Genomic DNA, 24,960 nt, shown 5'->3' on the forward strand with positions numbered 1-24,960 from the left:
GGCTCACAGTGTGTCGAGATTGGTTTGCAGCGTCGCCGCGTGAGCGGCGATAGCGGCTTGTTCGGCATCCGGCAGCTTGTCCAGCTGGCGATAGACCAGGCTGAGTCGCCGATTGGCCGCCAGCCGCGCGCGGTGGCGCTGGAAAAAATTCCAGTACAGGGCATTGAAGGGACAGGCGTCCCGGCCAATGCGCAGTTTGGGCTGGTAGCGGCAGCCGGCGCAGTAATCGCTCATGCGGCCTATATAAGCGGCGCTGCCGGCGTAGGGCTTGCTGCCGAGCAGCCCGCCGTCGGCGAACTGGCTCATGCCCAGAGTGTTGGGCAACTCCACCCATTCGAAGGCGTCGATGTAGACGCCCAAATACCATTCATGCAGCGCCTGCGGCGACAGTCCGGCTATCAGTCCGAAATTACCGATCACCATCAGCCGCTGGATGTGGTGGGCGTAGGCGTCTTCCAGCGATTGGCCGATGGCGTGAGCAAGACACCGCATGCCCGTTTCGCCGTCCCAAAACCAGCGCGGCAGCGGCAGATTGTGCGACAGAGCGTTATTGTCGCGGTAGCCGGGCATCTTGGCCCAATAGACGCCTCGCACGTATTCGCGCCAGCCCAGTATCTGCCGCACAAAGCCCTCTACCGCGGCCAGTGGCGCGCGGCCTGCGCGCCAGGCGGCGATGGCGGCGTCCACCACCTCGCGCGGATTGAGCATTTTTACATTGAGGGCGAAGGAAAGCTGGGAGTGAAACAAGCGCCGCGCATGCCGGCTCATTGCGTCCTGATAAGCGCCAAAGTGCGGCAGCGTCCGCTCGATGAAGTCGCACAGCAGGGCCTGCGCCTCGGCGCGTTTGAGCGGCCAGCGCAGCGCTTCGGCCTGAGGCTGACCGAAACTGTTCACGCCGGCGTCGTTTATGGTTTGCCACAGCCCGCGGTGGTCATGCTCAGGGCGAGGGTCATTGGGTTCCGGCGGGCTGCCGGACCAGCGCTGACGGTTCTCGGCATCGAAATTCCAGCGCCCGTCGGCGGGTTCGCCGTTCTCGTCCACCAAAATGCCGTGCTTGCGCCGCAGGTGACGATATAGGGTCTCCTGCCTCCATTGCCGCCGCGCTCCGAAGAACGCGGCGGCATCGCCGCGAGCGGTGTAGAAGTGCTCGCTGTCCGCCATGTGGCATGGAATGGATAAATCCGCGCCCCAGCGGGCGAGTTGATGGTCCAGCCGCCATTCGTCCGGAGCCTGGTATTCCACCCTCGTCGCGCCGTAGTGGCGGATCAGCGCATCCAAATTGCCGATTAACGATTGGCGATTGCTTCCGTCGTCGATGGCGATGTAGCGCACTCGATGCCCCAAGGCCTTCAGTTGGCTTGCAAAATCACGCATCGCGGCGAAGATGGCCAGGATTTTCTGCGCGTGGTGGCGTACGTAATCCGTCTCCTGGCGGATTTCCATCATCACATGCACCACCTCGGGGTCGGGGGCGGTGAACCAACTATGGTTGGGGTTGAGCTGGTCGCCCAGAATCAGCCGCAAGAGGGTCATTGGGCCATGTCCTTCTGACGGCGGCAGCGTTCTGAGCAGTATTGGACGGCATCCCAATTATTGCGCCATTTTTTGCGCCAGCTCATGGGGTGGCCGCAGGCGGCGCAGCGCTTGGATGGTAGTGCCGCCTTATTGCCCTTGAATATCCGCGCCATCACGCTACCTTCAGTTTTTTGCGCAGCCAGGCCACCGGCAGTCCAAGCAGGGGGATTTTCTCGAACAATTCTTCGGCGGCGTCCCAGTAATCGCGGTGCAGCGTGATTTTGCCGTCGGCATCGAACTGGAAATGGCTGCCGCCGTGAATGTTGACCTTGCGTCCGGCATAGGCAAAATCGAAATCCCAGGTGATGAATGCCTGGTCGCCATCCCGTAGCGCGTGGATGACAGTGAAGCGGGGTTGTTCCAGCGTCTTGAACATGTGGTGAAACACCGCCTGGATTTTGGCCACGCCGCGCACGTCGTTGAAGGGGTCCTTGAAGCGCGCGTTTTCAGTGTAAAAGCGAGCGATGTCCGGCAAGGTTTGCGGTGTCAGCGTTTGATACCAGTCGAGCAAAGCTTGCCAATCGGCTTGAGTGGGGATGCGTTTCATGGTCGAGCCAACCTCGCGAGCAAAGGCAGCCGCAGCCGGTAAGGCAGCAGCCGCAGTAGTTTGAGCCATAAGGTGAAGCGCCACGGAAAGTGAATTTCAAACGCGCCGCGGGCCAGCCCGCGCATGATGTCGCGAGCCGCCTGACGCGGCGTGAGCAGGGCCGGCATGGAAAAATCGTTTTTGGCGGTGAGCGGTGTGGCCACGAAGCCGGGATTGATCAGATAAACCGCCACGCCATGCGGCTTGAGTTCCGCGTAGAGGATTTCCGCCAGATTGATCAGCGCCGCCTTGCCGGGGCCGTACACCGCGGCGCCCGGCAGGCCGACATAACCCGCCACACTGGCGATCAGCGCCACGCCGCCGCGGCCTTGCTCCGCCAGCGCCGGCAACACCACTTCCAGGCCGTGGTAGACGCCCAGCAGGTTGGTGTCGAGCAGGCCGCGGGTTTCATCGGCGTGCAGATCCAGGCAGGTTTGCGGACGGTAGTCCGCCGCGCAGAACACCACGAGGTCGGGCAGCGCGCCGGCGGCTTCCAGGCGCGACCAAGCGGCCCGCCAGGCGGCCGGATCGGTCACGTCCAGCGTTTCCACTTGCGCGCCCGGGCGCTCTGCCGCCAGCATGCGCATCGGCTCGGCGCGTCGGGCGGAGAGGATGACTTGGGCGCCGGCCGATAGCAGCTCGTCGGCCAATGCCGCGCCGATGCCGCTGGACGCGCCTATCACCCATACCCGGCGCGCGCGCCAATCGGCGATGCGAGGGTTAAGGCGGAGTGTCATGATCCTGACTCCGGTTTGTGGAAAAACAGCGTGACCTCGCCCAAGCGGAAGCCAAACTTGCTCATGACCGCGCGGTTGAGCAGGCTGCGCTCGTCTTGCAGGAACATCCAGTCATCGAACTGGACCAGGTATTCCTCGCCCTCCACCGGCAACTTCAGCGTGTAGCGCCAGCGCAGCGCGTTGCCGGCCGTCTCGCCAATGGCTTCTCCCTCCACGTCGTCGGCCAGGCCGCGCCAGCGGCCCTGGCCGAGGGGCTTGAGCAGCCAGACGCGTTGTTGTCGGCTGCCGTCGCTGTAAAGAAAGCGCTCGGTCAACACCAACTCGTCGCCGTGGCGTTCGCCGTCCATGTCGACGGTGAAGCGCTTGAGCAGGCGGCCTTGCCGGTCCTGGTATATGCCCCAGGCCTTGGTTTGGCCAAGGAAAAACCGGCCGGGGTCCAGCGGCGGGCGGTTGGCGGCGTAATCTCCAACCGTTGGAGCGGCGCAGCCAGCCAGCAGGAGCATGGCGGCGAGCCAGAGGGGGGCGCGCATGGTTACGCCCTTTGCAGCAGAAACTGCGACACGCCGATGCGTCCCGCATCGAAACCCGATTCGCAGTAGCACAGGTAAAGCCGCCACAGCCGAATGAAGGCCTCGTCGAAACCTTGGCCGCGAACGGCGTCCAGTTGGGTCTCGAAAGCCTCGCGCCAGCGGCGCAGCGTTTCCGCGTAGTCCGCGCCGAAATCCAGGCGCTTGCGGCAGGTCAGCCCGCTTTGATGCGCCGCGCGTTCAAAACGCTCGCGGCTGGGAAGCATGCCGCCGGGGAAGATAAAGGCCTGGATGAAATCGGTGCTGGCGCGGTAGGCCTCGAAACGGGATTCATCAATGGTGATGCTTTGCGCTAGCGCTTGGCCGCCCGGCTTGAGGCAGCGGCGCAGTGTGTCGAAATAGCCGCGCCAGTAGCGCTCGCCCACCGCCTCGAACATTTCGATCGACACGATGGCGTCGTATTGGCCGCTCAGGTCGCGGTAGTCGCGGTGTTCCAGTGTGACCAGCGGCTCCTTGGCCAGGCGGCGGCGGGCGAAGCTCAGTTGCGCATCCGAAATGGTGATGCCGTGCACGGAGACGCCGAGACCGGCGGCGTGTTCGGCGAACCCTCCCCAGCCGCAGCCGATTTCCAGCACCCGCATGCCGGGGCGTAGCTGCAACTGCTCGCAGATGCGTTGGTACTTGCGCGCCTGCGCTTGGGCCAAGGGCTGGCTGTAGTCGCCGTCGAACCATGCGCTGGAGTAAGTCCAGCTGGGGTCCAGCCACAGTTTGTAAAAATCGTTGCCGATATCGTAATGGGCATGGATGTTGCGGCGGCTGCCGCGGCGGCTGTTGACGCGCAGGAGATGGCGCAGCCGGTGCCACAAACGCGCGGCCCAACGGCCCAGCGCCCCCAATTGCAAGGCGTCTTCATTGCGCAGCATCAGTTGCAGCAGCCCTGTCAGGTCCGGGCAGTCCAACCAGCCGTCGCGGTAGGCCTCGGCAAAGCCGATGTCGCCGCCGGACAGGATGCGGGCGCAGGCGCGCCAGTCCCGCAGCGTCAACTCCGCGCTGACGTGCGTTTGGGCCGCGCCAAACCATAAGGTCTCGCCATCTGGCGTGACCACTTTAAGGCTGCCGTGGCGCAATTGAGCCAGTATGGCGAGCAGCGCGCGCCCCGCCGCCGGAAACTTGGGGTGGGACAAGGAGAGGGGTTGGCTCGCGCTCATGGTTTCAGCTCCTGGCCACGGCTGAGGGCGGTGGCGGGGGGATGGGGTTTGCGGGAAAAGGGTACGCGTTTTAGCCAAAGCTTCAGCGCCTGCCAGTGAATGCGGGCGATGACGCCCAGGGTGAGCAGAGGCTGGCGCAGCAAGGCGGCCGCCGCTGTGGCCGAGCTTAAGGCGCGCAAGCGGCCGGATATCGAGGTGTGAAGCAGAGCGCCGTTGGCATCGTGATAATCGATCCGTGTCAGCGCGCGGCCCGCTTGTTCCACGAAGCGGAATTGATAATGGCCTTCCACTTGGCAAAACGGGGAGACATGCAGCAGTTTGCGGCAGACCAACTGGCTGGAGGCGCTAATTGGCTCCCCGTCGGTTTGGCTGAGCAGGTAGCTATGTCTTTCGCCAAAGGTGTTGTTCACCTCGGCCAGCACGGCGATCAACTGGCCAGAGGCGTTGTGGCAGTGCCAGAAATTAACCGGATTGAAAACGTAACCGAACACGCGCGGGAAGGTTTGCAGCCAGACCTCGCCGTCGCAGGGAAGGCCGGCTTCGTCCAGGCGCGCGCGTATCCAGGGCAATAGCGGCGAGCCGTCGCGCGGGCCGTAGTCGCGCGTGCGCAGCGACAGCGGCCGGCGGCAGTCCACGCCAAACCATGGCCCGCGCATGTTTTCCAGCGAGGATAGCTTGAGCCGCAAGCAAAACACAGGGTAGACGAAGCGATTGGCGGCCGGGCGTAGGCGATGGTGCATCACGTGTCCGGTCAACAGATAGGCTGTGCTCATGTTTACAGCCTCGCCCAGGCGGGTGCCAGGCCAAAATCCTGTGCCACGCGCAAAGCCGATTTCAGGCCATCCTCATGGAAGCCGTAGCCCGTCCAGGCGCCGGTGAACCAGCAGCCGCGTCGCCCCTGGATTTTGGATAGCGCTTTTTGCGCGGCGATGGCGGCGTTGTCCAACAGCGGGTGTTCGTAATGGTAGCGGCCCAGCACTTTGGTCGGATCCGGCTCTTGTGTTGGATTAAGCGTGACCATCACCGGGGTTTCCACCGGCAGCGGCTGTAATCGGTTCAACAGATAGCTCACGCCCACGGCGCGTCCATCGTCTTTTCCTTCGGCCAAGAAGTTCCAGGCCGCCCAGGCGCGAGGGCTGCGCGGCAGCAAGGAGACATCGGAGTGCAGCACGGCCTCATTGGCTTGGTAGCGCACCGCGGATAGCAGCGACCGTTCGCGCTCGTCGGCATCGGCCAGCAGCGCCAGCGTTTGAGGGGCGTGGGTGGCGAATACCACGCTGTCGAAGCATTCCTCGCCATGCGCGGTCTGCACGCGCACTTGGCCATCCTCACGACAGACGCGCAGTACCGGGGTGGACAGCCTTATATCATCCAGCCCGTCCGCTATTTTTTCCACATACTGGCGCGCGCCATCCCGCACCGTCCGCCACTGCGGCCGGTTGCTCAACTGCAAGAGGCCGTGGTTGAGGCTGAAACGCAGAAAGGTTTCCGCGGGGAAGGACAGGATATCGCGGCAGGGGCTGGACCAGATGGCCGCGGCCATCGGCAGCAGATAGTGATCGCGGAAGCGTGCGCCATAGCGGTCCGCTTCAAGCAACAGGCCCAGCGTGAGCGGTGATTCGACGGCCCGTTTCAGGTTGCGGGGCGCCGCGCGGTTGAAACGGATAATGTCGGTCAGCATGCCCCAAAATCCGGGCGACAACAGATTGCGGCGTTGGGCGAACACGGTGTCCAGATTACTGCCCGCCCATTCCAGCTGGCCCTGGTCCAGTGAAACGCTGAATGACATGTCGCTGGGGTGGCTGACGATGCCCAGCTCGGCAAATAGCGCGATCAGGTTAGGGTAGGTGCGATCGTTGTACACCAGAAAGCCCGTGTCCACGGCAAAGCGGACGCCGTCAATCGTGATGTCGACGGTATGGGCGTGGCCGCCCAGGTAATCGGCGTCTTCGAATAGGGTAATGTTGTGACCGCGGGCCAAAAAGTGCGCGCAGGCCAAACCGGAGATGCCGGCGCCAATGACGGCGATGTGTTGTCGCTGCTGAGTATTCACCGATGCGTCCTGTGGGCGTATGGGTTGAGCGGGATAACTTGGCAGCCGCTGGGCGGTGCTTTATATTCAGGATATAACCGGTTTGGAAAAAATGCTACCAATCAGTAAAAGGTGTTACCAATGGGTATTTTGGGCAGGCTCAGCTTTAAAGATCAGGCTTTCAAGCTGCGTGAACAGGCGGTGTTGGACGCGACGACGCGCATGCTGGCGAGCAAGGGCTTCGATCTCATGACCATGGACGATGTGGCGAACGAAGCGGGTATTTCCAAACCCAGCCTGTACAAGCATTTCAAATCCAAAGATGAGCTGGCCACCGAGGTGATGATCCGTTTGCTGGACGATGCCCTGCGCTATTTGGCGCGACAAGACTCAAGGTTGAGCCCACTGGCCCGCCTGCGAGACCTCTTGGACTGGGCGCTAAGGGTGCGGCTGGCTGGCGGATTGCCCTTCTTGCCGTCAGCCAGCCCGCAAGTGCGCAGCATGTTGACGCGCAGCATGACTTACGTTGGCCGGGTCATTAAATTGCACAAGACCTTGCAAGGCATCGTTGAGCAGGCCAAGAAACAAGGTGAATTGAAGGCGGAGATGCCAACGGATGTCATCCTTTTCAGCTACTACTCTCGAACCTGTGACCCAGCGGTGGAGTACCTGCGCGTGTACGGGAAATACCAGGATGAAGACATCATCAAGCACATGCTGCAGCTTTGTTTTGAAGGGATGTCCGCTGGCGCCGGGGCGGCGTAATCGAACTCTTGAAGCATGGTGTCTATACGCCGATTCATAACTGAGCATGGTTTGGCGGGATTGTGTGGAATGTGATGATGCAAGAGGAGTATGTGTTTGCGCAGCCATTCAATGGCGCCGCGCATGCCAATGTGTGGGGCATGCCCTTCATGAAAGCGGTGAAGTCCATTTATGAACTGGGAATGATTGCCGAAGGGCTTAAAAAAGCCGGCAGTCGTTAAGGCGGCCGCGTTTGCGCAGCGCCGGTTCTTGACGTACAGCGCCCCAAGGAGCGCGGGCGCTTCTTGGGGCCTCAGCCTACACCAAGTGGTTAATGCAACTTAAGCCCTGACACAGGCGTTGCAGCACCGGCTCCAACAGTGCCGCGGCGTCCTCGCTGCTCAACAGCAAGGGTTCGTCTCGGCGTTGCAGCAGAGTCAGGATGGCTTGCAGACTGATATGGGCTGCGCGGATGTCGATCAAGCCTTGCATCAGGCTGGCGTCCATCTCTTCGCATTGTTGGGCCAATTGCTGGCCCAAGTGTGGCAATGTGGTCTGATCCTGGGCGTCGAACAGCTTCTGGTTCAACAGCTTTAATTGCTCCATGGCGGGCAAGGCAGTATTCATCGCGGTATTCCCTTGGCTTGACCAACTTGAATTAGAAGTTGATAGCGGTTTTTAGGCCCACTACCCAGGCGTCGGAAGTTTGGGCAATGCCGCCAGGGCGTCCCCAATACTGGATCAAGGGTTGTAACTCCAGCCATGGGGTCACCTTGAAACGGTAGTACAGCTCGGCATTCACGGAAGACTCCGGCAACGGTGCATAACGCGGATCGCTATAGTCTTCGACTCCGCTTTGCTGGTTCAGGAAGTTCTGGCTACGGCGAAAATTGGAGCTGCCTTGCATTTTGGCTACGCCTAGCGCCAGCCAGTCGTTTGGCCGAGCGTCGAAAGGGCCACGATAACGCAGGGCCAGAGCAGTGGAATAACGGGACTTATTGCTGCGCTGCTCCGCTAAACCCAGGCTCCAGGCCAGGCTCAAGCCCCGGTTGGCGCTATCGGCGTGGCGAGTCAGTTGCTGGTTGAAGCCGGTATACAGGAACCAAGTGTTGCGGTACTGGCGATAGCCCGCTGGATCAACGGTGCCGGGGCCGCCGGACTGGCCAAGGTAGAGGTCGGTTTGCTTGGCATTGGTGTACAGCAGACCCAGGCTGTAAATGCCCGGCAGTCCGAAGCGCCGGGTGCGCCACTCGGCTTCCAGCGGCAGCAGAATGCCCCGGCTGCCGTCGGTGGACACGCTCCAGGCGTGGCTGCGCGACGGCGCTTGCGGGTTTTGCTCCAGCAAGCCGGTCAAGAGGGTCAGTTCCGGGGTGAGTCGGTACTGCAAGGTGCTGCCCCAGTAATGCACGTTCCAGTTGTACCAGGTGCCGGAGTCCGCCGATTTGCCGCCGCACAGGCTGAGCATCTGGAAGTCGCAGGGAATGATCTGGTCGAAGTCCTGCACCTTGTTCATCAGTCCTATCCGCCACTGCAACTTGCCGTCAAGAAAGCTTCTCCTGAAATTCAGCCAGCCCAGCCGGGTAATGGATTGGCCGCCCCAGCTTTCCTGCGTCAGATCGTTAAAACCTATACGGGGATCTTGCAGCCGCGTGCTAGTCAGGTTGTTGTCATGGTTGCGGTTGACGATATTGCCCTCGATCGCGGCATCGGGAATGCCGGTCAGCGCTTCCAGGCTTTGGGTGAAGGTCAGCGAAAGCTGATCGATGTACTCGGCTTTCTTGTCCGTGTTGTAACCGCCTTTGGCGTTGTAGGCGGTTTGGCTGACGTGGGCCAGGCGATAGCGAAAACCATATCGTTCCAGCCAGTTGCGAATGCCGGTATCGGTACTGAGCAAATCGCCGGCCTGTGGTTCGAAGCCAAGCACCGTGCCATCCCATGCGGGGATGTCATCGCGGCCGCTATCGGCTTGCGTGATGGCCGGACTCAGCAGAATGCCCACGGTCAGGCCCAAGGCCAGCGGGAGGGAACGCGGGTCGGTAGTAGAGAACAGGATAGGCATGTTGGTCTCCTGATACTCAGGCGGCGGCATAGGCGCAGGCAAAACTAGCCCCTGGCCTATGACAGCGCCTGTTGTGGGTGTGGCCTGCCGCTGGCAGGCCTAGGGGTTTTTGCAGTTGGGCTTAGCCGGCCGGCTTCAGCGTCTGCCCCCGGCTGCGGATCACGTCGCGATACCAGTAAAAGCTATCCTTGCGCCGTCGTTTCAGGCTGCCATGGCCCTGGTCGTCCAGATCGACGTGGATGAAGCCGTAACGTTTGGACATTTCCGCCTTGGACGCGCTGACCAGATCAATCGGCCCCCAGCTGGTGTAGCCGAGGATTTCGACGCCGTCGTCCAGGGCCTCGGCCACTTGGATCAGATGATCGTTAAAGTACTGGATGCGGTAGGGGTCGTGGATGCGGCCGTCCGGCGTCACCTCGTCGCGCGCGCCAAGACCGTTCTCCACGATGAACAGCGGTTTCTGGTAGCGGTCGTAGAGCAGGTTGAGCAGATAACGCAGGCCTTGCGGGTCGATCTGCCAGCCCCATTCCGAACTGGGCAAGTGAGGGTTGGGCACCATGCCCAGCGTGCCGCCGGCTTGTTCCGCCAAGCTTGGGTCGGCGCTGGCGCAGCCGGACATGTAGTAGCTGAAGGAGATGAAATCCACGGTGGCGCGCAGGTCTTTTCGGTCGGACGCGCGGATGTCCAACTCAATGCCGGCCTCGCGAAAGAAACGCCGCATATAGGCTGGGTAAGCGCCCCTTGCCTGCACATCGCCAAAAAATTGCCATGTTCGGTTTTGCCGCAGGGCCTCCTGAACGTCTTCCGGCCGGCACGTTAGCGGGTAACGAACGCCCCCCAACAACATATTGCCGATCCGGGCGTCCGGGATCAGCTCATGGCAGGCTGTAACGGAGCGCGCGCTGGCCACCAGCTGGTGGTGAAGGGCTTGGTAAACCGCTTGCTTGTCGCTGTCCGGCGGCAGGCCGACCCCGGTAAACGGCGCGTGCAGCGCCATATTGATTTCATTGAAGGTCAGCCAGTATTTGACCTTGTCGCGATAGCGGGTGAACACCGTGCGGGCGTAATGCTCGAAAAAGGCGATGGTCTGGCGGCTGGCCCAGCCGCCGTAACGCTGAGTCAGCGCGTAAGGCATTTCGAAGTGCGACAGCGTGACCAGCGGCTGAATGCCGTGCTTGGTCATCTCGTCGAACAGGCGATCATAAAACGCCAGCCCGGCCTCGTTGGGCTCGTCCTCGTCGCCTTGCGGGAAGATGCGGCTCCAGGCGATGGACACGCGCAGGCAGCTAAAACCCATCTCAGCGAACAGGGCGATGTCCTCCGGATAGCGGTGGTAAAAATCGATGGCCTGGTCCTTGAGGCCGTTGTCGCCGGCCACGCGCTCGACGATGGGGCCAAAAACGCCTTGCGGCAGCACATCCGAGGTGGACAGTCCTTTGCCATCGGCCAGGTAAGCGCCTTCCGCCTGATTGGCGGCCAAGGCGCCGCCCCATAGAAAATCAGCGGGAAATAATGTCATCTCTCATCTCCTGATTGCGGTGGTTAACGGCTGACGGCCAGCAGGGGAGCCAACTCCTCCACCTCGGCCGTGGGAATGGGCCGCACTTGCGTGCAGCCGGGGTTGCAGATCAGCACCAGGCTGGTCATATCGAAGCCGGCCTCGGTAATCGCGGCGCGGTCAAACTCCAACAGCAGATCGCCGGCCGCGATTGAGTCGCCTGTCCGCACATGGGCGCGGAAGTGGCGGCCATCGAGCTTGACGGTATTGATGCCGACATGGATCAGCATTTCGGTTCCGTCGTCGGCGACGAGCGCCAGGGCGTGGCAAGCGTGGAACAGGGATTTGACCTGACCACTAAACGGCGCCACCACCCGGCCGCTGTGCGGCAGGATGGCCACGCCATTGCCCAGCACGCCGCTGGCAAAAGCGGGGTCCGACACCGTGCTGAGCGGCTGAACCTGACCGTGGATAGGTGAAGGGATTTGATAAGACGAGGGGTCCTCAGCTGCGGCCGGCGCTTCATCCGCCGCCGTGGCGGCTGTGGCTGGTTCGGCTTTGGGCAGGCCAAAAAAGAAGGTGAGCAGGGCGGCGAGGCCGGCTGCCAGCAGGCTGCCGGCAATCGCGCCCCAGACGGAGAAATCGACGCCACTGGGAGGGATGATTTGGGGGAAGGTAAAAATGCTGGGCAGGTTTGGCGAGTAGACGCTGCTGCGCGCGTAACCCAGGATCAAGCCGCCCAAGGCGCCGCTGATGCAGCCAAAGAGGAAGGGACGTTTTGCCGGCAGCGTCACCCCGTAGATGGCGGGTTCGGTAATGCCGAATAGCCCAGAGCTCACCGCGGAGCCTGCCAATGATTTCAGGCGCGCATCGCGGGTGCGCAAGAAAACCCCCAGCGTAGCGCCCACTTGCCCCATTACCGCCGGCAGCAACAGCGCGCCCATGGTGTCATAGCCCAGCAGGCTCAAATTGTTGTACATCAGCGGCACCAGGCCCCAATGCAGGCCAAAGATCACCAACACCTGCCACAAGCCGCCCAGCGCCGCGCCGGCCAACATCGGAGCCAAGTCATAGAGGATTTGAAAACCATTGGCCAGCAAGCGGCCTAGCCCGGTGGCGGCTGGTCCGATCAGCAGGAAAGTCATGGGCACGATCAGACTCAAGCACAGCAGCGGGGCCAGGAAGTTCTTGATGGCGGCGGGCAGGATCCGCTTGCAGCGGGCTTCAAGATGGCTGCTGGCCCAAGCGGCAAGAATGATGGGGATCACCGAAGAACTGTAATTGATGAAAACGATGGGAATGCCGACAAAGTCCAAGGACGCCGCGCCAGTCTGCTGAGCGGCATTAAACGCCGCGATGGAGAGCGGGTGAGTGAGCGCGCCGCCCAGGGCCATTGCCGTGAAAGGGTTGCCGCCAAACTTTTTGCCGGCGGTATACCCCAAGGCCAAGGGGAAGAAATAAAACAGGGCATCGCTGGCCACAAACAACAGTAAATAGGTGCCGCCGGTCTCGCTCAACCATTCATTCACCAGCGCCAGCGATAACAAGCCTTTCAGGATGCCGGAGGCGGCCAGGATGCCGAGGGTGGGCGTGAAAATAGCGGAGACCACGTCAATGAAACGGCTCAGCAGCCCCTCTTTCTTGGTCTCGCCCGCTGGCGGAGCCTCGTCGTCCTGTTCAAGGATCCGGCAAATGGCTTGGTAGACTTCAGCCACCAGGTTCCCGATCACCACCTGAAATTGCCCGCCGCTCTCCAGCACCATCAGAATATCGGGCAGACGGTTCAAGGTTTCCGCCTGGGCCCGCCCGGAATCGCGCAACTTGAAGCGCAGCCGGGTAGCGCAATGCACCAGGCTCAGAATATTGTCCTTGCCACCCACTCCCGCGACGATTTGTTTGGCAAGTGTGTCCATGGTTCTCCTCCCTATGGCTAGCAAACGCTCAAAAAAAAACCTGACCGCGCCTACCCGAAACGGGGGAGGCATGGCCAGGTTTTGCCTGTTCTAGACAGTAACAACCCTGTTGATGTCTCGACTGGTCAAACCAGCCGGTGAGTAAAGATCAGGCTTATAGACGGCTAATATGAATGGCGAGGAACATCATCTCGTCCAACTCAAGCTCCTTCCGGTGCTGCTCCCAAACATAAGCACCAACGCTCTCCGCGCTGCGCCATGCTTGCGGGTAGCTTGCCTTCACCGCCGCATGCAAACAGGTGTCTCCAGCAGGCAATGACTGCTGGGACAACACGCGTTGCGCAAAAAACTTCAGGTGGGCAATGAAGCGGTGGTAGCTCAGCGCTTGCTGGTCAAGCTCATGCCCTTGCTGATAGGTGACGATCCGCAGCACCTGCTGCATCAGCTGGGTAATGGCTTGCATCTCCGGAGCCTCGCTATTCATTTGGGCGTTGGCCAAATGCCAGGCGATGAAACCGGCCTCATCCTCCGGCAGGGTCAGTCCCAATCGCTGCTCTATCAGCGCCAGCGCTTGCAGGCCAATGGCGAATTCTTTCGGGTAGAACCTGCGCATTTCCCATTGCAGCGCGTTGTGGAGGGCAATGCCCTGACGATGGCGTTCAAGCGCGAAATGGCAGTGATCCAGCAAAGCCAGGTAAACCTCCTCGGGCAGCCTGCCCAATTGATTTTTCGCCAGGTTGAGGATGTCGGTGCAGACCGCCATCACCTCGGTGGGGATGGCGCTCAAGACTTCGCTCAAGCGGGACATCAGCTCATGGTTTTGCAAGGCGAAGAGTTTTTCTACCAGCGCAGGGTCCAGCGCGTCGCCCGGCCGCTTTTGAAACCCCAGGCCGCAGCCCATGGCCACCAGCTCATGCTGGTGTTCATCCAACACGAGGGCGGCATTGTTGTTCAAGACTTTGCTGATTTTCATAGCGCGCATCCTGAAAACAAAAAAACCTGACGGCTTGGCCTGTCGTCAGCGGATGGAACCATTGGGTGGCAAAAAATACAACTTAATTTGTTAAAAATATATCGTTTCGAAACAGCCAGGGGCAGACGCCCGGCAGGAGGGGCTGCTGGAGGCGGTTTTGTCGCAGTGGAGAAAAAGAGGGAAGGCGTCATTTCGGTCCCCAAGTCAGCGTTGGACACCTATCGGTCGGGGGGCATGGAGCGGCGTCGGGGCAAAGGCTGTGCAACTGACTGGCGAAGTCGTCCAGCACCGTGGTGGTGGCACAGGCCAGATGCCCCAAACGGGGCTGCAGTGTTTGTGTGGCGTGGAACTGGAAGGCGTCAAGCGCGTGACGCAGGGTGGCAAGGCAGTTCAAGGCCAGAGCGCAGGCGGCCAGGGTTTGGGATGGCGGGGGGTGGGGGGCAGGACTGCGGAAGTGAGTCATTGTATGCCTCTTTGTGATTTTTCGGTTTACTTTTTTATTAATTCTACCCTGTACGTGGTTATTGTAAACAGTGTGCGTTGATTAAATAAGGAGAAAGTACACGTAGAGTAGAAAAGTGGACACAAAAATCAAGATTGGCAGGCAAGTTCAGATTTTGCGCAAGCGCAAAGGTCTGTCCCAAGATGCTTTGGCAGAGATGGTGGGCATTGACGCTAAATCGCTGAGCCGCATAGAGCGCGGCGCGCATTACCCCGCCATTGAGACGCTAGAGCGGTTGGCCAACGCTATGAAGCTGGAACTGAAGGATTTCTTCGATTTCGACGGCCGCCCCTCCGTGGAGGAGATGCGAAGTCAGATTATGCGTAGCGCGCAAGCTGCTGGCGCTGACGAGGTGGAACGCATGGTTGCTGCGTTGCATTCCATTTTTTCATCAGGTGAAAAGTAATCATTCACACTAGAGGCTTGGTCCTTGAGCCACACCATGCGAGATAATATCAAGGAAATGGGGGCGGCAGTTTCAGAAGCCCGCCATGCCGAAACGAGAATAACTGCACTTAGCGAGGCCAATCAAAAAATTCAAATAATTACACAATCTATAGCCACTATTACAGACCAAACTAATCTGTTGGCGCTGAATGCAGCGATTGAAGCTGCGCGTGCGGGTGAGCATGGGCGGGGTTTTGCTGTGGTGGCTGATGAAGTACGTAAGTTAGCTCAGAACGCGTCGAATGCGACCGATGAAATTACCGGGATTATCAATAGCTTAGGGGTTCTAATTCAGGAGAATACAGAGTCGGTACAGGGTATTATTATTAGTACTCGGCTTGGCATGGAAAAAGCGGAGCATGCAAATAAAGCTATCGGCGAGTTAGTGCAGGATATCGAGACCAATGTTATTGCAGCTCAAAAAATAAGCCAAGCTAGTCACGAACAAATGTCACGCCTAGAAATTATGCGAAATCAGTTAGAGGCCTTGTTAACTACTTTGAGTGATAATGCCCACAAGGTTCACACAACAGGGATAATTAGCCAAGTGTTATACAAGGCTTCTTCGGATTTGCGCAGCATTATGAGTCATTTTCAATTTGATGAAAACTTTCCCGCGTTACCTGCAGAAAATGAAAGTAGGAAACTGCCACGTATGCGTCAACATATTTTGGTGCAGGTAAAGGATGGCGATAATTTTCGTGATGCTATAACGGATGACTTTAGTTTGTCAGGGGTTAAGTTGCGCCTACCTTTAGCGTTACATTTCGCAAAGGGCGAATTAATAGAGTTGCAGGTTGCACTTCCTCAAGACAGTATCGAAGACTATCGAAAACAAGAACCATTGCTACTGTCGGCATGTGTAAAGTGGATAAAAAAAGAGAGCGATGGTGAAATTTATGGGTTGGAATTTAAAAATATTCAGCCAAATCAGCAAACAAAAATAAAATACTGCTTTGATTTTTACAATCAAAGTTCGACCTTCTCTTAAGGCTATTTTGAAAATTGAGGTGCAAATTAAAGTTAAGTCGAACCTGCGCTAATGGTTGCACGGGTTGGTGATTTCATGCGTTAAAAATACGTCTGCCTAAGCGGTCAATTTTCGTTCAGGGTCGATTCTGACTTTTACTGAAAGATAGAACCGGATGTTTACCCAATGCAAAGATTGAATATCCGGTTTTGCTTCCGAGCGAACTCCCTGAGTTGGTCACACTAGTGGCCGTTTCGGCCGACAAACCGACACTAGGGTTCTTCTCCGCACGCAACCTTATGAACGGCTACCTTATCGGGGTAAGACAAAGGCCCTACAATTGCAGGGCCTTTGTTTCTCGTAAAGCAAGATTTCAAGCTTTCGGATTTCCGACAGTATTGGCCACGAAATGAAAAATTATACGTCGAAAATGAAAAATTATCTGTCGCCCGACGACAGCTATCAATCCCAGCTCAACGCCCCACCCGTCTGATATTCCGTAACCCGCGTCTCAAAGAAGTTCTTCTCTTTCTTCAAGTCGATCATTTCGCTCATCCACGGGAAGGGGTTGTTCACGCCGGGGTAGAGCTGGTCCAGGCCAATCTGCTGCATGCGGCGGTTGGCGATGAAGCGCAGGTATTCCTTGAACATGCTGGCGTTCAGGCCCAGCACGCCGCGCGGCATGGTGTCTTCGGCGTAAGCGTATTCCAGTTCCACCGCGTGCTTGAACAGTTCGGTGATCTCGGCCTTGAAGCTTTCGGTCCAGATTTCCGGTTGCTCCAGCTTGATGGTGTTGATCAGGTCGATGCCAAAGTTGCAGTGCATGGACTCGTCGCGCAGGATGTACTGGTACTGTTCCGCGGCGCCGGTCATTTTGTTCTGGCGGCCCAGCGCCAGGATTTGCACAAAGCCCACGTAGAAGAACAGGCCTTCCATGATGCAGGCAAACACGATCAGGGATTTGAGCAGCTTCTGGTCGTTTTCCAGCGTGCCGGTCTTGAAGGCCGGGTCGCACAGTACGTCGATGAAGGGGATCAGGAATTCATCTTTGTCGCGGATGGATTTGATTTCGTTGTAGGCGTTGAAGACTTCGCCTTCGTCCAGGCCCAGGCTTTCCACGATGTATTGGTAGGCGTGGGTGTGGATGGCTTCGTCAAAGGCCTGACGCAGCAGGAACTGGCGGCATTCCGGGCTGGTGATCTGGCGGTAGGTGCCCAGCACGATGTTGTTGGCGGCCAGGGAGTCCGCGGTGACGAAGAAGCCGAGGTTGCGCTTGACGATGCGCATTTCGTCTTCGGTCAGCTGGCCGGTTTTCCACTGTTCGATGTCGCGCTGCATGTTCACTTCTTGCGGCATCCAGTGGTTGGCGCATTGGGCCAGGTATTTTTCCCATGCCCATTTGTGTTTGAAAGGCACGAGCTGGTTGACGTCGGTGGTGCCGTTGATCACTTTTTTGTCCACCACGTTGACGCGGCCGGCGGCGATGGCGCCCGCGGAGGGGGCGGCCGGTTTGGTTTCGATGGTGTCGTCAAAGTTCAGCATTAAGGGCTCCTGTTTGGATTTATTCCGCGTCCGGCGCGGTGATTTGGGGCGGCAGCGGCTGCTTGTCGCCAGCCAGGCTGGGGCTGAGCGGCAGGCTGCTTTTGCGCAGTATTTGTATCTGGCGCGGCGCGGCGGCAAGTGCCGGCACCGGGTCCAGGTCCACGTGCAGGCTGCCCAGTTTTCGGTAGCCTGCGTCTTTGCCATGTTCGCCATGGCGGGCGATACAGAATGCGGTGGCGCTCATGAGCAGCGTCCTTTCAGAAGCGCAGCTGTTGGCTGAGGCGGTGGATTAGCTGGCGTTCGCTGCTTTCCTCCTGCTCCACCTGGCTGCCGCGCGGCTGCCGCAGCTTCAGCAGCTGGCGGTATTGCCGGTTGGCTTGTTCTATGTCTTGCTTGAGCAGCTCTATTTGCTGCTGCAGTTCTTCCGGCTGGCAGTACACCACCAGCGCGTCCGCTTCCACCCAGGCTTTGCGCCACACTTTCTGGCGCGGCAGGCGGCGGGCTTCGTTGAACAGGTCCTTCCATTCGCAGGGCGGGGCCTGGTTCAGCGTCAGGTACATATTGAACAGCACAAACTGCTTGTCGGGGTTGTGGGTTCTTTGTTCGCAAAACCCGTTGATCCGGATATTTTCAAACGCTTGCATCTGACCTCCTGCTGAAGCCTTGCTGGTGGCGGCGGGGCCGTGGGCCTCGTCTTCCTGGAACCCGCTCAACACCCGCCGCGCTCGCTTGCTTGGTCTTGAGCTGTTTCCGTCCGTCCGCATCGCGGGCTGGCCGGCGTTTCCATCCCGAAGCCGCCTGAGGGCAAGCGGCTTGAGGCTGGGGTTGCCGTTTACTGCTGCGGCGCGTCCTGGTACTGCACCAGGCCGTAAATCTTCCACTGGCCGTCCACCCGTTTCAGGTGGTAGCCGGTGCAGTATTCCCAGGCCGGCTGGTCCTGGCGCTGTACGGTCCAGCGCACGCGGGCGCTGGCGGCGTCTTCGCCAAAATTCAGCACGCTGTCCAGTTGGTGACTGGCGCTGATGAAGCCCTGGCTGCGGTACCACTCCAGCAAGGCGGTGGTGGTGTCGCGCAGCGATGTCATGTTGTCCCAGCTGCTCAGGTCTCCCTGATGGATGGCGGTGAAGGGCACGGTGAAGTGCGCGGTCACTTGGGGCACGTCCAGCTGGCTGTAGCCCACTGCGTAGCTGTTGAAAAATTCTTCTATATTCATCCGGTTTCCCCTGGTTTTGCATGTGTGCTGCGTCCGCTGCCGTTACGGTCTGGCGCGGTTTGTTGCTGCGTTCCCCATTGGCCAGCCGTCTGGACGGGCAGGCGGCTGGCCAATGGGTGGGGCGGCCGGATTGTGGGGCCATTTCACAGCCTGCTGCGGGCAGAGGGCTGTGAGATGGAGCCTGGCCGGGGCCAGGCTAGACCAGCCCCGAGGGGCCGGCCGTTCAAGCCAGGATGGCTGCTTCCGCCTTACTGGCAGCTCTCGCAATCCGGGTTGTCGATGCTGCAGAACTTGGCGTCGGTGGCCGGGGTGTTGTCCACCACGGCTTCCGGAGCCGCGGCCGGTTGGCTGTGGCTGTTGGACACCGCGTTCAGTTCGCCGCCGCGCCCGGTGGATTTCTCGGCGCTGGTGGCGGCCAGGGTGCGCAGGTAGTAGGTGGTTTTCAGGCCGCGCAACCAGGCGTGCTTGTACAGCTCGTCCAGTTTCTTGCCGGAAGCGCCCGCCATGTACAGGTTCAGGGACTGAGCCTGGTCGATCCACTTTTGACGGCGGGAGGCCGCTTCCACCAGCCAGCGCGGGTCCAGCTCGAATGCGGTGGCGTAGATGGCTTTCAGTTCGGCCGGCACGCGGTCGATCTGGCCCAGGCTGCCGTCAAAGTATTTGAGGTCGGCCACCATCACTTCGTCCCACAGGCCGGCGGCTTTCAGGTCGCGCACCAGGTATTCGTTGGTGACGGTGAATTCGCCGGACAGGTTGGATTTGACGAACAGGTTCTGGTAGGTCGGTTCGATGCTTGCCGACACGCCGATGATGTTGGCGATGGTGGCGGTGGGTGCGATGGCCAGGCAGTTGCTGTTGCGCATGCCGTGGGTTTTCACGCGTTCACGCAGCGCGTTCCAGTCCATGCGTTCGCTGCGGTCTACTTCCAGGAAGCCGCCGCGTTCGGCCGCCAGCAGGTTGATGCTGTCGTGCGGCAGGATGCCGCGGTCCCACAGGCTGCCCTTGTAGGACGGGTAGCGGCCGCGTTCTTCCGCCAGTTCGGTGGAAGCCCAGTAAGCGTAGTAGGCCACCATTTCCATGGATTCGTCGGCAAACTCCACCGCGGCGTCGGAGCCGTAGGGCACGCGCTTCTGGTGCAGGCAGTCCTGGAAGCCCATGATGCCCATGCCCACCGGACGGTGTTTCAGGTTGGAGTTGCGCGCCTTCTTCACCGGGTAGAAGTTGATGTCGATCACGTTGTCCAGCATGCGCAGGGCGATGCGGATGGTGCGCTGCAGTTTTTCGGAGTCCAGGCTGCCGTCTGCCTTCAGGTGGGCGGACAGGTTGACGGAACCCAGGTTGCAGACCGCGATTTCGTCCTCATTGGTGTTGAGGGTGATCTCGGTGCAAAGGTTGGAGCTGTGCACCACGCCCATGTGCTGCTGCGGGCTGCGGATGTTGCACGGGTCCTTGAAGGTCATCCACGGGTGGCCGGTTTCAAACAGCATGGTCAGCATTTTGCGCCACAGGGACAGCGCCGGGATGCGCTTGTACACCTTGAGCTCGCCGCGCTCGCCCATGGCTTCGTATTCCTTGTAGCGCTTCTCGAAGGCCGCGCCGTACAGGTCGTGCAGGTCCGGGGCTTCGGACGGGGACAGCAGGGCCCAGTCCGCGCCTTCCATCACCCGCTTCATGAACAGGTCCGGAATCCAGTTGGCGGTGTTCATGTCGTGGGTGCGGCGGCGGTCGTCGCCGGTGTTCTTGCGCAGCTCCAGGAATTCTTCGATGTCCGCGTGCCAGGTTTCCAGATAGGCGCAGACGGCGCCTTTGCGCTTGCCGCCCTGGTTCACCGCCACGGCGGTGTCGTTGACCACTTTCAGGAACGGCACCACGCCCTGGGATTTGCCGTTGGTGCCCTTGATGTGGGAGCCCATGGCGCGCACGGAGGTCCAGTCATTGCCCAGGCCGCCGGCAAACTTGGACAGCAGGGCGTTTTCCTTGATGCCTTCGTAGATGCCGTCCAGGTCGTCGGCAATGGTGGTGAGGTAGCAGCTGGACAGTTGGCTGCGACGGGTGCCGGAGTTGAACAGGGTGGGGGTGGACGACATGAAGTCGAAGCTGGAGAGCACGTTGTAGAACTCGATGGCGCGCTCTTCGCGGTTCACTTCGTTCAACGCCAGGCCCATGGCCACGCGCATGTAGAAGGCCTGCGGCATTTCGATGCGGGCGCCGTCCACGTGCAGGAAGTAGCGGTCGAACAGGGTTTGCAGGCCCAGGTAGCCAAACTTCAGGTCGCGGTTGGCGTCCAGCGCGGCGCCCATTTTTTTCAGGTCGTATTCGCCCAGTCTTTCATCCAGCAGTTCGGCGTCGATGCCTTTCTTGATGAAAGTGGGGAAGTACAGCGCGTACTGCTTGGCCATTTCTTCCTGGCTGACGGCTTCGCCCAGGATTTCCAGGCGGATGTTGTTCAGCAGCAGGCGGGCGGTCACGTAATCGTAAGCCGGGTCCTGCTCAATCATGGAACGGGCGGCCAGGATGGCGGATTTGTTGACTTCGTCTTCGCTGACGCCGTCGTAAATGTTCTTCAGGGTTTCGCTGAGGATGGCGTCGATATCGATGCCTGCCAGGTTTTGGCTGGCGGATTCGATGGTGGCGCGCAGGCGGGCCACGTCCAGCGGCAGCTTGCGGCCGTCTTTGCGCACCACGTTGATCTGCACCTGGGTCAGGGCTTCGCCGCGGGCGGCGCGCTCTTGGGAGCGCTGTTCGCGGTACAGCACGTAGGCGCGGGCTACATCATGCTCGCCAAAGCGCATCAGAGACAGTTCCACCTGGTCCTGGATGTCTTCAATGTGGATGGCTCCGCCTTCCGGCTTGCGGCGCATCAGGGCGCTGGCCACTTGTTCGCTCAGCTGGGCGACTTTTTCGCGCAGGCTGGCGGAGGTGGCGCCCTGGTGGCCCATGACCGCCAGGAAGGCTTTGGTCATGGCGATGGAGATCTTGACGGGTTCGAACGGCACCACCGCACCGTTGCGACGGATGGTTTTGTACTGGCTGAAATCGGCTTTGGGCGCGGCTGCGCGGCCGAGTTCTGCGGCGGTCTGCCCTTCAAAGGTGGTCAATTGCATGTAGCCCTCGATAAGGTGGGTGGTTGCGTCCTTCCGTTACTGCGTTTCCCATGGGGCAGGCCGGCTGTGGACAAATCTGTTGAAAAGCTGTGCGCGAGCTGTGGGTAAACACAATATGTATTGTTTGTAGCTCGCGGAACACCCAAATTCTAGTGTTGAGTATGGGGCAGTACAAGTCTTGACAGCGGAAGATTTAATGGCTGTTTTGGAGAGGATGGGGGGCGAAAGCCCGTGGTTGCTGGCTTTGCGGGGCGTGAGATTTTTTTTGGCCGGCCGACACATTTCATTCTGTAGCCAAGAAACCTTGTTGAAACAAGCCGCAGCGCAGTGAGCGGCGCGGGCCACTAGATGTTGTGGATTTGCATCATGGCGCGGGCAGTGCTGAGTTGGAGGAAAGTGGTGCGTAATTGGTGTGTTGGGTTTTTGGCCTGTCTGATCGCGCAATCAATGAAAAGCCCCGCGCGCAGCGGGGCTCTGGGGCGGATGTCTTGGGACCTGTTCACGATCTCGCGAGCTAAGGTAAGACAAGGCGAAAACGGCTGAAAAAGCGGAATGTACGTGTGGTACGTGAGCATTTCGAAGCCGGTTTCAACGCTGTATCGCCGACGCGCAGCGGATCGTAAACAGATTCTTACTCCAGCCAGATCAGGCTGGCCATGCGGCCGGTCTGGCCGTCGCGGCGGTAGGAGAAGAAGCGCGCGCGGTCTATCACCGTGCATTCCTCGCCGCCGTAGATTTGCTCCACGCCGGCGGCGTTCAGGCGCTGGCGCGCCAGCGCGTAGATGTCGGCCAGGTATTTGCCGTCGCCAATGTCGCTGAAGGCGGCCGCGGCGGCCGGGTTGCGTTCCATGAAGGCGGCGCGCACTTCCGCGCCCACTTCAAAGGCATCCGGGCCGATGGCGGGGCCCAGCCAGGCCATCAGCCGCGCCGGGCGCTCGTTGCAGGCGGCCACGGCGGCTTCTATCACGCCGTCGCACAACCCGCGCCAGCCGGCGTGGGCGGCGGCCACTACGGTGCCTTCGCTATTGCACAGCAAGAGCGGCAGGCAGTCCGCGGTCATCACCGCGCACACCGTGCCGGGCTGGCGGCTGAAGCTGGCGTCGGCGTCCGGGGGCTGGGCGCCCACCTCGGCCGCGTTCAGCACCGTCACGCCGTGCACCTGATTCAGCCAGGCCGGCTCCGCCGGCAGTTGTTGGCGCAGCAGCGCGCGGTTGGTGGCCACGGCGGCCGGATCGTCGCCCACGTGCAGGCCCAGGTTCAAGCTGTGAAAGGGCGCGGCGCTGACGCCGCCGTTGCGGGTGGTGATCAGGGTGCGCACATTCGGCGGCGCCGGCCAGTCGGCTTCCAGCCAGTCCGGCGCTTGCTTGGCGGACAGCTCAGCGGACATAGATTACCTCCACGTCGCCGTCGTCTTCTTCGTCCTCATCGTCCCATTCTTCGTCTTCCGTATCGTCCAGCAACTGCGGCATCGGCGCGGCGTCGGCGGTGTCGCCGTCTCCGCGCAGCACGTCCAGCAGGTGGCGCAGGTCGTCCGGCAGCGGCGCTTTCCAGTTGCGCTCCTCGCCGCTGGCCGGGTGCACCAGGGTCAGCGAGTAAGCGTGCAGCGCTTGGCGGCCCAGCGCCTTGACCGCTGCGGCGATGTCTTCGTCCATCTTGTGCCGCAGGTTGCCGTAGATCGGGTCGCCGGCCAGCGGGTGGTTGGCTTCGCGCATGTGCACGCGGATCTGGTGGGTGCGGCCGGTTTCCAGCTTGCACTCGATATAGGAGTGGCTGGCGAAGCGCTCCAGCACCCGCACATGGGTGATGGCCTGTTTGCCGCCAAACTTCAGCACCGCCATTTTCAGGCGGTTGTGCGGGTCGCGGCCCATCTGGGTTTCGATGGTGCCGTCAAACGGCACGTTGCCGTCGGCGATGGCGCGATAGATGCGCTTGACGGTGCGCGCCTGCAATTGGCGGACCAGTTCGGTCTGGGCCGGCAGCGTCTTGGCCACCACCATCAAGCCGCTCGTGTCCTTGTCCAGCCGGTGCACAATGCCGGCGCGCGGCACTTGGGCCAGCGCCGGGCAGTGGTGCAGCAGGCCGTTGAGCAGGGTGCCGCTCCAGTTGCCGGAGGCAGGGTGCACCACCAGGCCGGCCGGCTTGTTGATCACCAGGATGTGGTCGTCTTCAAAAATGATGGGCAAGTCCATGGCTTCCGGCTGGAAGGCCATCTCTTCGTTGCTGCGCATCAGAGTGACATCCAGCTTCTCGCCCCCCAGCACCTTGGTCTTGGGCGCGGCGGTTTTGCCGTCCAGCAGCACGTGGCCATCTTTGATCCATTGCGTAAGGCGGCTGCGCGAGTATTCCGGCATCAATTTCGCCAGCGCGGCATCCAGCCGTTCGCCGCCCAGCGACAGCGGAACATCAAGTTGTTGTGTAGCGGATATCTCGTTTTCCGAGATGTCGCTATAATCGTCCGGGTCAAAGTAAGGATCAGTCATGAAAAGATACGTTGTCGCTGCAATGTTGGTGATGGGGCTTGCCGGTTGTGCAACCACGGAAACCTACGATGAGACTCGCGGCTGGACCGTGGAAAAGCTGTATTCGGAAGCGCATGATGAGTTGAACAGCGGCAATTATACCCGCGCTGTCAAGCTCTACGAAACGCTGGAAGCGCGTTTCCCTTACGGGCGTTACGCTCAGCAGGCGCAGATGGACCTGGCTTATACCCATTACAAGGATAACGAGCCGGAGCAGGCCATCGCCTCCGCCGACCGTTTCATCAAGCTTCATCCCACCCATCCAAACCTGGACTACCTCTATTATCTGAAAGGCTTGGTGTTTTACAACGATGATTCCGGCTTGCTGGCCAAATGGGCCGGCCAGGACATGAGCGAGCGCGATCCGCGCGCCGCGCGCGAGGCCTTCACCGCCTTCCGCGAACTGGTGACGCGCTTCCCCAACAGCATTTACAAGGAAGACGCCTCCAAGAAGATGGAGCGGCTGCTGGACGCGCTGGGCGGCAACGAGATGCACGTAGCCCGCTATTACATGAAGCGCGGCGCTTACCTAGCCGCCGCCAACCGCGCCCAGGGCGTGGTGAAGAACTACGCCAACACCAAGTACCCGGAAGAGGCGCTGGGCATCATGGTGGCGGCTTACGACAAGCTGTCCATGCCGCAACTGCGCGACGACGCCAAGCGCGTGCTGGCGCTGAACTACCCCAACAGCGAATACCTGAAAGAGGGCTGGTCCATTGAGGACATGCCGTGGTGGAAACTGTGGAAGTAAGCTGGCCTTGAATGGTTTGAAAGCCCCCGGATTCCGGGGGCTTTTTGTTTGATGCCGGGC

General features: G+C 60.3%; 26 protein-coding genes. 5 read left to right on the forward strand and 21 right to left on the reverse strand.

The genetic code is table 11. From position 1 onward, the window contains the following. Nucleotides 1-3 precede the first annotated feature (3 nt). The 8 genes from BR71_RS00855 to BR71_RS00885 are packed head-to-tail and all read right to left on the reverse strand — an operon-like array spanning nucleotide 4 to nucleotide 6,686. Complete coding sequence (locus BR71_RS00855; protein ID WP_043631315.1) at nucleotides 4-1,533, reverse strand: cryptochrome/photolyase family protein; 1,530 nt, start codon at nucleotides 1,531-1,533, stop codon at nucleotides 4-6. Then, complete coding sequence (locus BR71_RS25055; RefSeq protein WP_081548337.1) at nucleotides 1,530-1,688, reverse strand: DUF2256 domain-containing protein; 159 nt, start codon at nucleotides 1,686-1,688, stop codon at nucleotides 1,530-1,532. The genes BR71_RS00855 and BR71_RS25055 overlap by 4 nt, the downstream gene beginning before the upstream one ends. After that, entirely contained in the window at nucleotides 1,688-2,122 is a 435-nt protein-coding gene (locus BR71_RS00860) for a nuclear transport factor 2 family protein (RefSeq protein ID WP_052370232.1), read from the reverse strand. The genes BR71_RS25055 and BR71_RS00860 overlap by 1 nt, the downstream gene beginning before the upstream one ends. Continuing rightward, the gene (locus BR71_RS00865; protein WP_043631318.1) at nucleotides 2,119-2,898 is read right to left on the reverse strand and encodes an SDR family NAD(P)-dependent oxidoreductase; all 780 of its coding nucleotides are present in this window, start codon (nucleotides 2,896-2,898) and stop codon (nucleotides 2,119-2,121) included. The genes BR71_RS00860 and BR71_RS00865 overlap by 4 nt, the downstream gene beginning before the upstream one ends. Then, on the reverse strand, nucleotides 2,895-3,428 hold the full coding sequence (locus BR71_RS00870) for a DUF3833 domain-containing protein (RefSeq protein ID WP_043631320.1): 534 nt from the start codon (nucleotides 3,426-3,428) through the stop codon (nucleotides 2,895-2,897). Before BR71_RS00870 ends, BR71_RS00865 begins: the two co-directional genes overlap by 4 nt. A 2-nt stretch (nucleotides 3,429-3,430) precedes the next feature. Next, a complete protein-coding gene (locus tag BR71_RS00875; protein ID WP_043631323.1) occupies nucleotides 3,431-4,633 on the reverse strand; it encodes an SAM-dependent methyltransferase in 1,203 nt (400 codons plus the stop codon). Beyond that, entirely contained in the window at nucleotides 4,630-5,406 is a 777-nt protein-coding gene (locus BR71_RS00880; protein WP_043631326.1) for a DUF1365 domain-containing protein, read from the reverse strand. The genes BR71_RS00875 and BR71_RS00880 overlap by 4 nt, the downstream gene beginning before the upstream one ends. A 2-nt stretch (nucleotides 5,407-5,408) precedes the next feature. Then, on the reverse strand, nucleotides 5,409-6,686 hold the full coding sequence (locus BR71_RS00885) for an NAD(P)/FAD-dependent oxidoreductase (RefSeq protein WP_043631329.1): 1,278 nt from the start codon (nucleotides 6,684-6,686) through the stop codon (nucleotides 5,409-5,411). 120 nt (nucleotides 6,687-6,806) lie between these two features. Here BR71_RS00885 and BR71_RS00890 point away from each other — a divergent pair, with 120 nt between their 5' ends. Both BR71_RS00890 and BR71_RS23965 read left to right on the forward strand, forming a co-directional pair. Further along, on the forward strand, nucleotides 6,807-7,430 hold the full coding sequence (locus BR71_RS00890; protein WP_043631332.1) for a TetR/AcrR family transcriptional regulator: 624 nt from the start codon (nucleotides 6,807-6,809) through the stop codon (nucleotides 7,428-7,430). Between the two features lie 77 nt (nucleotides 7,431-7,507). Continuing rightward, nucleotides 7,508-7,651 carry a hypothetical protein gene (locus BR71_RS23965; RefSeq protein ID WP_208854823.1) on the forward strand — a complete coding sequence of 48 codons (144 nt, stop codon included), beginning with the start codon at nucleotides 7,508-7,510 and terminating at the stop codon, nucleotides 7,649-7,651. Nucleotides 7,652-7,727: 76 nt separating this feature from the next. On the opposite strand, the gene BR71_RS00895 is transcribed toward BR71_RS23965, so the two are convergent. The 6 genes from BR71_RS00895 to BR71_RS23970 all read right to left on the reverse strand — a co-directional run bounded on the left by BR71_RS00895 (nucleotide 7,728) and on the right by BR71_RS23970 (nucleotide 14,315). After that, nucleotides 7,728-8,036 (reverse strand): DUF1484 family protein, encoded by a 309-nt coding sequence (locus BR71_RS00895; RefSeq protein ID WP_043631335.1) that lies wholly within the window; start codon nucleotides 8,034-8,036, stop codon nucleotides 7,728-7,730. Nucleotides 8,037-8,067: 31 nt separating this feature from the next. Then, complete coding sequence (locus tag BR71_RS00900; RefSeq protein ID WP_081555160.1) at nucleotides 8,068-9,468, reverse strand: carbohydrate porin; 1,401 nt, start codon at nucleotides 9,466-9,468, stop codon at nucleotides 8,068-8,070. Between the two features lie 121 nt (nucleotides 9,469-9,589). Next, nucleotides 9,590-10,987 carry a glycoside hydrolase family 1 protein gene (locus BR71_RS00905; protein WP_043631338.1) on the reverse strand — a complete coding sequence of 466 codons (1,398 nt, stop codon included), beginning with the start codon at nucleotides 10,985-10,987 and terminating at the stop codon, nucleotides 9,590-9,592. Nucleotides 10,988-11,010: 23 nt separating this feature from the next. Further along, nucleotides 11,011-12,879 (reverse strand): PTS beta-glucoside transporter subunit IIABC, encoded by a 1,869-nt coding sequence (gene bglF / locus BR71_RS00910; protein WP_043631340.1) that lies wholly within the window; start codon nucleotides 12,877-12,879, stop codon nucleotides 11,011-11,013. Between the two features lie 154 nt (nucleotides 12,880-13,033). Continuing rightward, a complete protein-coding gene (gene licT, locus BR71_RS00915; RefSeq protein WP_043631344.1) occupies nucleotides 13,034-13,852 on the reverse strand; it encodes a BglG family transcription antiterminator LicT in 819 nt (272 codons plus the stop codon). Nucleotides 13,853-14,039: 187 nt separating this feature from the next. After that, a complete protein-coding gene (locus tag BR71_RS23970; RefSeq protein WP_156038759.1) occupies nucleotides 14,040-14,315 on the reverse strand; it encodes a hypothetical protein in 276 nt (91 codons plus the stop codon). A gap of 115 nt (nucleotides 14,316-14,430) precedes the next feature. Between BR71_RS23970 and BR71_RS22640 the strand changes: the two genes are divergently transcribed. Then, the gene (locus BR71_RS22640; RefSeq protein ID WP_052370233.1) at nucleotides 14,431-14,760 is read left to right on the forward strand and encodes a helix-turn-helix domain-containing protein; all 330 of its coding nucleotides are present in this window, start codon (nucleotides 14,431-14,433) and stop codon (nucleotides 14,758-14,760) included. A 36-nt stretch (nucleotides 14,761-14,796) separates the two neighbouring features. Continuing rightward, nucleotides 14,797-15,792, forward strand: a complete 996-nt coding sequence (locus tag BR71_RS00925; RefSeq protein ID WP_052370234.1) for a methyl-accepting chemotaxis protein — start codon at nucleotides 14,797-14,799, stop codon at nucleotides 15,790-15,792. 441 nt (nucleotides 15,793-16,233) lie between these two features. Here BR71_RS00925 and BR71_RS00930 read toward each other — a convergent pair whose 3' ends face one another. From BR71_RS00930 to rluD, 7 genes are all read right to left on the reverse strand, one after another. Beyond that, complete coding sequence (locus BR71_RS00930) at nucleotides 16,234-17,313, reverse strand: ribonucleotide-diphosphate reductase subunit beta (protein WP_043631347.1); 1,080 nt, start codon at nucleotides 17,311-17,313, stop codon at nucleotides 16,234-16,236. 19 nt (nucleotides 17,314-17,332) lie between these two features. Further along, the gene (locus tag BR71_RS00935) at nucleotides 17,333-17,557 is read right to left on the reverse strand and encodes a hypothetical protein (protein ID WP_043590482.1); all 225 of its coding nucleotides are present in this window, start codon (nucleotides 17,555-17,557) and stop codon (nucleotides 17,333-17,335) included. Between the two features lie 13 nt (nucleotides 17,558-17,570). Beyond that, nucleotides 17,571-17,957, reverse strand: a complete 387-nt coding sequence (locus BR71_RS00940) for a hypothetical protein (protein ID WP_043631350.1) — start codon at nucleotides 17,955-17,957, stop codon at nucleotides 17,571-17,573. Between the two features lie 188 nt (nucleotides 17,958-18,145). Continuing rightward, on the reverse strand, nucleotides 18,146-18,526 hold the full coding sequence (locus tag BR71_RS00945) for a hypothetical protein (RefSeq protein ID WP_043631352.1): 381 nt from the start codon (nucleotides 18,524-18,526) through the stop codon (nucleotides 18,146-18,148). 248 nt (nucleotides 18,527-18,774) lie between these two features. Then, nucleotides 18,775-21,630, reverse strand: coding sequence for a ribonucleoside-diphosphate reductase subunit alpha (locus tag BR71_RS00950; RefSeq protein WP_043631354.1), 2,856 nt, complete (start codon nucleotides 21,628-21,630; stop codon nucleotides 18,775-18,777). Between the two features lie 631 nt (nucleotides 21,631-22,261). Continuing rightward, complete coding sequence (pgeF, locus tag BR71_RS00960) at nucleotides 22,262-23,017, reverse strand: peptidoglycan editing factor PgeF (RefSeq protein WP_043631360.1); 756 nt, start codon at nucleotides 23,015-23,017, stop codon at nucleotides 22,262-22,264. Further along, the gene (rluD, locus tag BR71_RS00965) at nucleotides 23,007-24,110 is read right to left on the reverse strand and encodes a 23S rRNA pseudouridine(1911/1915/1917) synthase RluD (RefSeq protein ID WP_043631363.1); all 1,104 of its coding nucleotides are present in this window, start codon (nucleotides 24,108-24,110) and stop codon (nucleotides 23,007-23,009) included. The genes pgeF and rluD overlap by 11 nt, the downstream gene beginning before the upstream one ends. On the opposite strand from rluD, the gene BR71_RS00970 reads away from it, so the two are divergent. Then, complete coding sequence (locus BR71_RS00970) at nucleotides 24,109-24,900, forward strand: outer membrane protein assembly factor BamD (RefSeq protein ID WP_043631366.1); 792 nt, start codon at nucleotides 24,109-24,111, stop codon at nucleotides 24,898-24,900. The genes rluD and BR71_RS00970 overlap by 2 nt on opposite strands. The last annotated feature ends 60 nt before the right edge of the window (nucleotides 24,901-24,960 follow it).

This window comes from Chromobacterium haemolyticum DSM 19808 (assembly GCF_000711885.1).
GTDB classification, from domain to species: Bacteria; Pseudomonadota; Gammaproteobacteria; order Burkholderiales; family Chromobacteriaceae; genus Chromobacterium; species Chromobacterium haemolyticum.